The following is an 11,362-nucleotide window of genomic DNA, read 5'->3' as shown; positions in this document are numbered from 1 at the left end:
GCGTGGAAAATTTGAAGTTAATAACTAAGAAACCTGAATTAATAAACTTAATTCCTATTTTATCTATCACTGGATGTATTTTTTTAACGAACACATCTTACGCGGCCTCCCCTACATCTATTGCAGAAACAGAAAATAATGCCGAGATACTTCCAACACTCACCATTACTGCTACACGTTCTGATGAAGTACAAGAAAAATCTAAGCAAGTCACCAAACTTGATGAAAAGCAACTTGAGCTATTAAAAAATGGTTCATCTGGAAATATTGCAACAGTATTAGCAAAAGCAGTTCCTGGTTTATCTGATTCAAGCCGTACAATTACAGATTATGGTCAAACACTCCGTGGACGTAATGCCTTAATTTTAGTTGATGGCGTACCAATGAACTTAACGCGTGATACTTCACGAGGACTCTCAGCAATTGATCCTGAAAGTATTCAAAGTATTGAAGTGATTCGTGGGAGTAATGCGATATATGGTAGTGGTGCGGCTGGAGGTATTATTTCAATTACCACAAAAGCCGCTGGAGGCGCTCCAACTGCAAAAACTGTTGTCGGTTTACAAAGTCCTTTAACTAACTTTAGTTCTGATGCATTAGCTGGCGATATCCATCAATATTTTACTGGTAGCCGTAACAATTTTGACTATGCTTTAGATTTTGGATATCAACGTATTGGTAGCCCTTATGATGCAAGTGGCGACAGAATTGCGCCTGAGCCAAGCCAAGGCGATTTATTTGATGCTGATGCTTATAGCATTGGTGGAAAACTGGGTTATCATATTGATGATCATCAATATATTCAATTCGCTGCGAATTATTATAATGCAGAACAGGATTCAGAATATGCATCTGATCCAAGTGTAGCCTCTCTCCCTGCAGGGAGTGTTCCTGCTAAGGCAATTAAAGGTTTGAAATTAGCAGATCAAAATAAAAATGAAAACCAAATCTATAATTTGACCTATAGCAATAAAGATTTTCTAGGCAATAAAGTCGATGCCCAAATCTATTATCGCGATTTCTTTACGCGTTTCTCACCTTTTGATGCACGTAAAGTCAGCACCCGTGGTAGACAGGTAGATCAGATCTATCAAGAAAACAATGTCCTCGGTAGCCGTTTAACGGTCAGTACGCCACTAACGCTTTTAGGGGACACTACTGTCGTTTGGGGTGGTGATTTCAGTCGTGAAAAGAGCGAAATGCCTTTAGATATCTTCGATCCTCAAATTTATGATCAATCAGGTGGATTGGAATTTGTCAAAATTGGGACTTTAACTTATTTACCAGAACTTACCACACAAAGTATGGGTGGATTCGCTCAATTCAAACATCGTTTTAATGATCAATGGTCTGCTGAAATTGGCACTCGTTATGAAGATAGCTATGCGGAAATTGATAGTTTTATTCCACTCTCTCAACTTGGTAAAGCAGACCCATATACTGTGCAAGGTGGAAAAGTCAAAGCTGATGCATGGCTATACAATGCCAATGTGGCATATTCCCCTGTAGATGCACATACCATTTATGCTTCATTTAATCAGGGCTTCCAATTACCAGATGTAGGCGTTGTGCTTCGTAATGCGACTGCTGGCTTTAACTTAGCTTCTTCATTTTTAGAGCCGGTCAAAGTCGATAACTATGAGTTAGGTTGGAAAGGTAACTTTGAAAACTTTAACTCTAGTTTGGCTGTCTTCCACTCTACTTCTGATCTCGGTGGTGTGCAGTCTTTCAACAATGGCTTGATTCTTGCGAGAACAAAGGAAAAAATTTCAGGGGTAGAGGCTACTTTAGATTACCTTGCTGACAATAATGTTTGGGGTTCTGGTGGTAGTGTCACATGGATGAAAGGTCGTGAAACTCCTCAAAGTACCAGTATTGAACAAGACATGACAGGCTTCCGTATCCCACCATTAAAATTGACAGGATATATTTCTTATAGCCCGACAGACACTTGGACGAATCGTATTCAGGCGACATATTTCGGTGCAAAAGATTATCGACTGAATGGTGTGAATGGTTTTGGTCGCTATGATGTGAAATCTTATACCACAGCAGATTTATTGAGTAGTTTTGCAATTAATCCAAAGGACACTGTGACGATTGGTATTGAGAATATGTTTAACCGTAAGTACTATCCGCTATATAGCCAACTTATGCGAAGCAACAATAATACCAGCCATTTATTAGCGAGTGGTGTAACGCTGAAAGTGTCTTATAGCCATAAGTGGTAAAGGATTTTTTAATTAATTTATCACTGAGTATTCTATACATTTAGAGCATAAAAAAGCCCGATATCCTGTCGGGCTTTTTCATATTGGGTGTTTAGGTATAACTCCTGTCGTACCTCACGTTCTGGTGTCGCACTTATCATTATTGTTTTATGTGTTGGAACATCCTGTTCTCTATGTCCCCATCATATGAAAAATCCCGCTAGTAGCCTAGACTCTATAGTCTCTAATTCATGTCAGCATGAACGTATATCTGAATAGCTACCACTCTCCCTGACAAATATATCCTATTCTTTTTATCCATAATAACTCATTGATTATAAAATTATTTTTAAATACTATAATTGTAAAAAATAACTATAAAGTAAAAAACCACTCTTATTCCCTCTCTAAGTTATTTAAGCAACCCTTAAACTAACTTTTAACTCACCCAAAACTTTTGATAATTTAGTTAAATTCTGCTCTGGATCTAGTCAACTGTCCATACCGACAATACCTGCCAATCTAATCCTTGTAATACCGTTGGTCTGAGCTGATCACTGTCTCTTGCTGTCGCTACTTTTGCATAATTTTCACCATCTACTAATATATCTACAATATAACTATCTACATGCAAGTCATCTTTAATAGCAAGATCAATACAGCTGTCGCCCTGACCCTATTCCGAGGTCCACGCTCCAACCTTGTTCTTGTAGCTTATTTTGTAAGTATTGCTCAAATTCTTTTTTAGTCTACTGTTTGTTTTGATCAACATAATTTAAATTCAGCTGACCACTACGAGCAAAAACTAAGAAGTCTTTTAAGTCCCTTACACCTTCACTAAGTGCGGGCTTATTCATTTGAGAATATATGGGTAGATAAGCCTTTATAGATGAGTTTGTGCAATAAAGCCGTATAAAGTTGCATCTTTACTGAAGATTCAACCAAAGAAGCATAATAATTCCTTAGAAGAGCAGGAAGAGGCATTGATATTTTTGCAGAAGAGCTGTGGCAGTCCAAAGAACCCCATTTTGTTTATATCCCTTCCGACGCTCCAGCGATGAGTTTGCGGACTTCCTGAACCCAAGATATTGCCTCTTCATCGCGGAAGAAGGCTCCGATCCTTACTTTGATGCCATCAGACATTCTAAGCGTGACAATTGCAGCATCGTAAACTGGATAGTCGGATTCCAGTTCGACTTTGTATATTTGCAAACTCGCAAGAGGATAACGGGTCAGCCTGTTTCGAAACGGGGATTTTCGCTGAAGGGTGATCTCACCTGATTGGGCATTTAGCTTCAAGTCAACTGCATCACCGAAAAGGGCATACCACAAAATCATAGCTGAAAAACCTAGAGGGAGGATCATAAATCCGAAGGTTGCAAAAATTGCCCCTAAAATTGGAGTGTTTGCCCAATCGGTCGATTGTACGAGGCCTAGATAAAAGAGGATGAAAGGAATACAAAGCAGAGACCATGGCAGCAGAAAAAGACGAATCCAGAATGGAAATTTTCGCTCATACCGCATACCATTTTCATTTGATACGATAAATTCCCCTGATTTTTGTAAAAAAATTGGATTTACCATTCGCTCGAATCTCACATTTGTTTAATGTTACTTAATTGGTTACTGGTTTTTTCAAGATTTACTTGCGCATTCCAGACGTATATTTCTATGTGTGACAGATATGGGGGGATGGTGGTCCCCACAATACTGTCTAGGATCAAATAGAGCTGTATAGTTAAAGATAATTGCGATAAAACACGATCTTCCTTATCTAGCATCAACAATTCACGTTCAGCTTCTTTTATTTGTTGAGTAAGCTCTTTTTCAAAAGGAGGTTGTTTTTCAACTAAATGCATAATCAATTCCAAACGGTAACGTTCTCTAGAAATTTCCTAAAACAAACTACTCTTCACTCGCCCAATACCAATAAACCTCTCCCCAATCTAATTCAGAAAATGTAGGAAGTATTTCACCTTGTTCAAAATACTGTCGTAAATCTGGTCGTGCTGGTGTATTCCAATACCCTGTTTGTGGACATAACGCTCCACCTTTCACTTTTAGTTTCTCTTCTTCTAGCGGTAATCCATTAACCTTATTAACTCGTTTCCCTTCAGGCCAACTACTGTCTTCGTCAAAACGACACATCCATGCAATCCCTTCTTCATAACTCAGATGCTCATTTGGATCATCATCCCATTGTGCATAACCGACCAGTTTCAGCTCATCACAACGTATTGGTTTAATTAATGCATTGGCATAAACAGGTAAAACAGGCACACCATCTTCAACAGGGTACATAGAGAGTTCCCCGAGTCGAATCCATAAGCCTGTTTGATTTTCTGGATACCCAATTTCCTTAACCTCTACCTCTTTAAAGCAGCTAAAGTAAGCTTTGATCTCTTCAGCAGTTGTATTTAATTTTGCAATCCAATATGGATCAAGTAAAAAACTCCAAACAGGTGTTCGAATGCCAGAGCCTAACCGTTGATAATCAATATAGCCATCTATCCGTTCATGATCATGAGTACCATTAAAATCTGGATGATCAATGTCTACACCATAGAAGGCTTGAGTAACAATCTTTTCAAGACTGTTAATCTCATAACTCCCCAAATGCATAGATGCAGCTTGGGCAATCTCAAAGCCACTATAAGCATGACGAGGCTTTAATTTATCAATACAACGTTCAACAAACTGATTCCACTTCTCTTTATTCTCCTGACTTGCAATATACCAGGCATACCTAAAGTTCATTTTTAAATGGCTGTATCGCATATATGGTCTTTCAGCAATAGTCATTGAATATGACCACACGGCTGAACTAATTTCAGTATCGTCTGAGACAGTTGCTGTAAAATAAACAGAATCCGTCTTCTGACACTGTCTTTGGCAAATTGCATCTAAATCCGCCAGTAATGCTTCAGCCTTTTCTGCTTTAATAAATACATCTTTGATTGGATGTATAAAATGCGTCCATTCCTCATTCTTAATTTGATTAAACTCATTAAAGAGTTCAATAAATTTAGTAATCAGTTGAGGGGCTTCTTCTACTGAATGATAAACATAAAAAGAAACATAGGGACCTATTCCATAAGCATCTTCCCCTTCATCTCCAGTCACCCAGAGCTTATCTGTAGCTTTAATCTCTTCGATCCACTCTACTTGCTCTTCTACCGTTAAGTAAGGCATTACCGTACCCATATCATTCTAAAACAAACTACTCTTCACCCGCCCAATACTAGTAAACCTCTCCCCAATCTAGTTCAGAAAAAGTAGGAAGAATATCACCTTGTTTAAAATACTGTCGTAAATCTGGTCGTGCTGGAGTTTGCCAATAACCAGTTTGTGGACATAACGCTCCACCTTTCACTTTTAGTTTCTCTTCTTCTAGCGATAATCCATTAACCTTATTAACTCGTTTCCCTTCAGGCCAACTACTGTCTTCATCAAAACGACGCATCCACGCTATGCCTTCGTCATAACTTAAATGCTCATTTGGATCATCATCCCATTGTGCATAACCGACCAGTTTCAGCTCATCACAACGTATTGGCTTAATTAAAGCATTGGCATAGACAGGCAAAACAGGCACACCATCTTCAACAGGATACATGGAGAGTTCCCCGAGTCGAATCCATAAGCCTGTTTGATTTTCTGGATACTCGATTTCCTTAATCTCGACTTCTTTAAAGCGGCTAAAGTATGCTTTGATCTCTTCAGCAGTTTTATTTAATTTTGTAATCCAATATGGATCAAGTAAAAAACTCCAAACTGGTGTTCGGACACCCGAGCCCAATTTACGTTCATTGACATACCCATCAGGATCGTCATGAGTATTGCTACCATTAAAACTCGGATGATCAATATCTACGCCATAAAAAGCCTGAGTAACAATCTTTTCTAGACTATTAATCTCATAACTGCCTAAGTGTAAAGAAGCGGCTTGAGCAATCTCAAAACCACTATAAGCATGTCTAGGTTTTAACTTATCAATACATCGCTCAACAAACCGATGCCACTTTTCTTTGTTTTCCTCACTTTCCTTATACCATGCATATCTAAAGTTCATTTTTAATACGCTATATGTATCAGAATAAGGCGTTACTCTAAAATAAGTAGTCCATACTGCTGAGCTAATTTCAGTATCATCTGATACAGTTGCAGCAAATGATAAAAAATCATCTCTAGTATATTGCCTTTGGCAAGTCTGCTCTAAATCTTCTAATAATGTTGGGGCATTTTCCGCTTTAATAAAAATATCTTTAACAGGATGTTTGAAAGAAACCCATTCTTCATTTTTAATTTGGTTAAACTCATTAAAAATTTCGACAAATTGAGTTATTAGTTGAGATGCCTCTTCCGCTGAATGGTAAATATAAAAAGTAACATAGGGACCAATTCCATAAGCGTCCTCCCCTTCATATCCAGTCACCCAAAGCTTATCCGTAGCTTTAATCTCTTCGATCCACTCAACTTGCTCTTCTTCTGTTAAGTAAGGTGTTATGGTAGTCATCTCATTTTCCTCTATTTCCAGCTTTCTTTGTTCCTGATTGTTCACTCGGTTTACCCTTGCCTTCCTCTAAAGCAATATCCTCAGGATAACGAAACAAAGAAAGTAGCCCACCAGCCTTTAGCCCCTTTCCTGAATGGTTGTTATTTTTCCCATACTTAGCTTCTTTAGCAATCTTACATTCTTTTAACAATCGACCATATTGATCAAATTGTGCCTTCGTAATAGAGTCCCCCTGAAACTTGATTTCGACAAGAACTCACTTCTAATATCCTCATTCACAATCTCTGATAAAATTAAACCAGCCCAACTTTCCAATATCTTTTGTCGTGCTTTAGTTAGGCAAATCACTAACTTTGACGCCTCTTTTCTTTTTTAATTGCGGAAATCCATTAGCATTAGCTTTTTCACAAACCTCTGAAATCACTTTTCGAAAAGGTATTCTCTATGAAATCTGCTTCTTAAAGCCTTGATGGCCCCGTTGTCTGGGTTGACGTGCTCAGTATTCTGAGGGTCGTCTTTCCTGAACACAATTAAAACGGATTAGGTTCCATAACAGCTCCCCCATCATCTCTTGAGACTAATTTCCAAACTGCAGGTTTACTCGAAATACGTCCGCTTTTTCTTTGATGCTGTCCCTCTTCTGGAAACTCTTGACCTTGTATTAAAGGTTGAGCTAGCCCCTCAAAGTCAAATGGAGTCCATACCCCACTGTAAGGAACGATCCGATCTTCATTGCCATATTCTCCTAAAATCGGCAATAAATCTTCTTTGATCCCGTCAAAGTCAAAGACACCTTTAGAAAAATTAGCATTGTCCCATCTTCGAATCCAATAATAGACTTGCGACAACGAATAACGTGGCCCGCGATATGCGGTATGCATAGCATCCGTTGGTATATCAGTACGTACTGATTTACACAGCTGATTAACTACAACATAGCTTAATGGCGATGGTTTACTTTTATGGCCTAAACGAGGTAACTCTCCAGCTTTAATTACAAGACTATTACCAATTTCTTTTAATCTGACTTCAGGAGAATTCTTTAAAGTAACATTATAGAATGGCTGATGAATAAACTTATCTTTTAAGTCTTTCCCAATAAATGTATACCAATTAATACTCCGGATCCCCTCATACCAATCTCGTTTAAGGAAACTAGCACCATCAGGTGTTATACCCCAATATTGTCGAGTAACCCCATACTCATAAAATTGATAAGGATGACGATCATAAGGTAATTGAATACTTAGGCCCGCATAGCCATGAAATACCTCAAATTGAGTTAACAATTCTTCAATCCAAGCATTAAATTCTTTTCGCCCATCCTCCTCATAAACAAGTATAATAGGAAAGTTAAGATGCAAATGGGACACCCCATAATTATCTCTGGCAGTAAACACGCCTAATGCATACTTATCAGCTGTGGAGCCATCTTCTCCTGAACATAAATACCACTCAAAAGCATTCGTAGTTCTTGCTTTGTTATAAGCAGATTGATAGCTTTTTTCTGTAAACCTTAAGAACCGATTGCTATTACTATAAAAATGAGATTTGATCGGATATCTATTTCTAAATTTGTCAATAATATTTAAGACTTTCTGCTTCCCTTCATCATTCCCTCCATTGAGATAATATAGTTGGATTGTTAAAGATAATTGCGATAAAACACGATCTCCCTTATGTAGCATCAACAATTCACGTTCAGCTTCTTTTATTTGTTGAGTAAGCTCTTTTTCAAAAGGAGGTTGTTTTTCAACTAAATGCATAATCAATTCCAAGCGGTAACATTCTGTAGAAACTTCCTAAAACAAACTACTCTCCACCCGCCCAATACCAATAAACCTCTCCCCAATCTAGTTCAGAAAATGTAGGAAGTATTTCACCTTGTTCAAAATACTGTCGTAAGTCTGGTCGTGCTGGTGTTTGCCAATAACCAGTTTGTGGACATAATGCTCCACCTTTCACTTTAAGTTTCTCTTCTTCTAGCGGTAATCCATTAACCTTATTAACTCGTTTCCCTTCAGGCCAACTGCTATTTTCATCAAAACGAGCAATCCATAGGGGTGAGCTTTCTATATCAAATCTTGGGTTAGGGTCATCATCCCATGCATCAAGAGTCGTCAACTTCAAATCATTACATCGTATTGGTTTAATCAGCTCATTTGCCTTTACCAATAAATCTGGAATACCTTCTTCAACAGGATAAAGTGATAATTCTCCCAATTGAATCCAAAGACTGAATTTTTCAGGATCTGTTGGATCTAGCAGTTTGGTGATCTCGATTCGTGGATCATCTAGTTTGAAACGGATTTGCTCCTCACTTAATCCTAATTTTTCTAGCCAATATGGTGAAAGTAAAAAACACCATGTTGGAGTACGTATTCCTGCTGCTAATGATGGTGTATAGATAAAACCATCTATATCATCATGAGAATGACTCATGTTACTAGGATGATCGATATCTAGCCCGTAAAAATAGTCACTAAAAATGCGTTCTACAATTTCAAATTCTGGAGAAACCATAGGAAATTGTGCTGCACTCCCAATTTCATAACCACTATAGGCTTGTATTGGATTGAGTTTAATTAAACATTGCTGTACAAACTGATACCATTGCTTTTTATGCTCTTTATACCATTTTTCGCCAAATGATAATTTTAGACTAGAATATCTTAATCCGTTGTCTCTAATATTACTTTGTAAAGCCCACTGCGCACTTTGGTTGTCTGAATCTCCAGTGGTCGCTGCTATAAAATATACAGAATATTTTTTATAGCCTTCATGCATTTCATCCAATAACTCCTGACGAGTTCTTTGCCATTTTTCAGCCTTTTTCCATGTACTTGTTTTATGCCTGTACTTGAGTTTAAAAGGCTTATCAATTATTTTACTTTCAAACTCCTCATAAATATCAATGATTTTATTAGCAACCTCCTCCACTTCATCATCTTGATGATAAATATAAAATGTGATGTATGGGCAAATACCGAATTCTTCTTGTTCATACCCATAGATATGGTCACTATCCTTCTTAAACTCGGCTATATAATCAGTGACTTCTTCTTGGCTTAAAAATAATTCGTCACTATTCACTTCATTACTCATCATTTTTTACTCGCTGATTTCGATTTTTTTTGCTGCTGGCTAGGCTGATCTTTTGGACTCACATCTTCTGGATAACGGAATAATGACAATTTAAACCCCTCACTTGCTGTAATTTTGCTGGCTTTCTTTTCAGCAGCGCATTGCTTTTTTAGATCATCATAATTATCAAACTGTGCTTTATCAATCTTGTCTCCTTGGAACTTGATTTCCACCAATGCAAAAATATTGGTCAAAGTTAAAGGCTCACCACGATATTCTGGAATAATAATATCAGCACCAATTGTATTCTTTCCTTTATATGGCATTGGCCAAAATGGATTGATATCAGTACCTGTACGCTTGATTCGTGTTGTACCCTCTAATAGAGGTGCAAGGTACTTCTTCGTTTTTACATCATAACCAAAACAAACTTCTGATTTTAATGGACTCTTCCATTTGACAAGCTCATCCATGAATTCAAACATAAAGTTCACAGCAAGCTGCTTTAATCTCACGATGATATATTCATCTACATTTGCCCCCGCAAGTTCTTCAGCAGTCATCTTCAAAAGTTTTGCAACAATATCAACTTTGCTTTTAGGTACAACATCCTTTAGCTTTTTACCTTTCTGTTTTCTTAGCTGAATCATAGGCAACTGTTCAGCTTTTTCACAGACCTGACTAATGATTGAACGAAATGGCACCTTTTGTTTAATCGCAGCAGTAATCACATTACTTTTTGTTTGGGGGCGTCCAGATGCAGCTTTAGTATTGTTGCTTTGCTTATCGCCAGTAGTTAACGTCGTTAGTAAAACTTTTTCTTTTTCCTTATCAATTTTATCTGAAATCTCTTGACCAAGATTTTTCATGATTTTTTTAATTTCTTCTTTAGCCTTTTTAATATTGTCCTGATAGTTTTTCACCTCACCATAAGCATTAGAAGCTGTACGATATATTTCATATGCAGTTATTGCATATCCTGCCAATTCAACAACGACAATAATAGCTGGCAGCATCGTTACTCTCCATCCAACTCAGATTCTAGTTTTTTTGATTTTTCTTCTAATTTTGCTTCCCAGTTTTCAGTCAATCGCTCGCTTTCTCTCATCACTGATTTATATCCAATAATTCTTTCTTTGGTTTGTGTAATCACTTGCTCCGTAAATCCCTGCTCGTCTGTAACCCCCTCTTTTAATGAGTTATTCTTGCTATCATGTATTGAAAACTTATAACCTTTAAAGTTACGACCATCTGCTTTAAAAAGCTGATATTGAGCTGAGTAAGGTGACTCAGAAAATTCTAGTTTAGGTAATTGGGGTAAATTGCTAGAAACCTTCTCCCCACCCATAAACACATGCTGCCCCGCCTTCACCTCAAATTTACCGCCAGTCACAGGGAAAATACCTGAACCATTCAGCTTGATCTGAGAACCACCCGCAGTAATCACAATCTCTTTCGGACTGGTTATTTCAATGCGGTCTTCTGTAGAAACAATCTGAATGTTTTGTTTGGCTAAAATACCCAAAGCATCGCCCTGAGCCTGCATTTCAAA

At 37.7% G+C, this 11,362-nt stretch carries 9 protein-coding genes and 1 pseudogene; 1 reads left to right on the top strand and 9 read right to left on the bottom strand.

Annotated elements, in window-relative coordinates:
• The first annotated feature begins 2 nt into the window (after positions 1 to 2).
• Positions 3 to 2,231 (top strand): TonB-dependent receptor, encoded by a 2,229-nt coding sequence (locus tag MKI85_RS15840; RefSeq protein WP_413350769.1) that lies wholly within the window; start codon positions 3 to 5, stop codon positions 2,229 to 2,231.
• A 395-nt stretch (positions 2,232 to 2,626) separates the two neighbouring features.
• Here the strand turns inward: MKI85_RS15840 and MKI85_RS15835 are convergent.
• The 9 genes and pseudogenes from MKI85_RS15835 to MKI85_RS15795 form a co-directional block, all read right to left on the bottom strand.
• Positions 2,627 to 3,049: pseudogene (locus MKI85_RS15835) on the bottom strand (hypothetical protein); the annotation flags it as partial.
• Positions 3,050 to 3,242: 193 nt separating this feature from the next.
• Entirely contained in the window at positions 3,243 to 3,794 is a 552-nt protein-coding gene (locus MKI85_RS15830) for a hypothetical protein (protein WP_241629084.1), read from the bottom strand.
• A gap of 11 nt (positions 3,795 to 3,805) precedes the next feature.
• On the bottom strand, positions 3,806 to 4,069 hold the full coding sequence (locus MKI85_RS15825; RefSeq protein ID WP_241629081.1) for a hypothetical protein: 264 nt from the start codon (positions 4,067 to 4,069) through the stop codon (positions 3,806 to 3,808).
• 46 nt (positions 4,070 to 4,115) lie between these two features.
• Positions 4,116 to 5,402: a hypothetical protein gene (locus tag MKI85_RS15820; protein WP_241629077.1), complete on the bottom strand. Its 1,287-nt coding sequence runs from the start codon at positions 5,400 to 5,402 to the stop codon at positions 4,116 to 4,118.
• Between the two features lie 49 nt (positions 5,403 to 5,451).
• Positions 5,452 to 6,771, bottom strand: coding sequence for a type VI immunity family protein (locus MKI85_RS15815; RefSeq protein WP_241629074.1), 1,320 nt, complete (start codon positions 6,769 to 6,771; stop codon positions 5,452 to 5,454).
• A gap of 485 nt (positions 6,772 to 7,256) precedes the next feature.
• Positions 7,257 to 8,492, bottom strand: coding sequence for a type VI immunity family protein (locus MKI85_RS15810; RefSeq protein ID WP_241629071.1), 1,236 nt, complete (start codon positions 8,490 to 8,492; stop codon positions 7,257 to 7,259).
• 46 nt (positions 8,493 to 8,538) lie between these two features.
• Positions 8,539 to 9,819 carry a type VI immunity family protein gene (locus tag MKI85_RS15805; RefSeq protein WP_241629149.1) on the bottom strand — a complete coding sequence of 427 codons (1,281 nt, stop codon included), beginning with the start codon at positions 9,817 to 9,819 and terminating at the stop codon, positions 8,539 to 8,541.
• An 11-nt stretch (positions 9,820 to 9,830) separates the two neighbouring features.
• Positions 9,831 to 10,826, bottom strand: coding sequence for a hypothetical protein (locus tag MKI85_RS15800; protein ID WP_241629068.1), 996 nt, complete (start codon positions 10,824 to 10,826; stop codon positions 9,831 to 9,833).
• Between the two features lie 2 nt (positions 10,827 to 10,828).
• The coding region (locus tag MKI85_RS15795) for a DUF2345 domain-containing protein (protein ID WP_241629065.1) at positions 10,829 to 11,362 on the bottom strand (534 nt) is incomplete at its 5' end.

This window comes from Acinetobacter zhairuonensis (assembly GCF_022601715.1).
Lineage (GTDB): Bacteria > Pseudomonadota > Gammaproteobacteria > Pseudomonadales > Moraxellaceae > Acinetobacter.
This window is presented reverse-complemented; position numbering and strand designations above follow the sequence as displayed.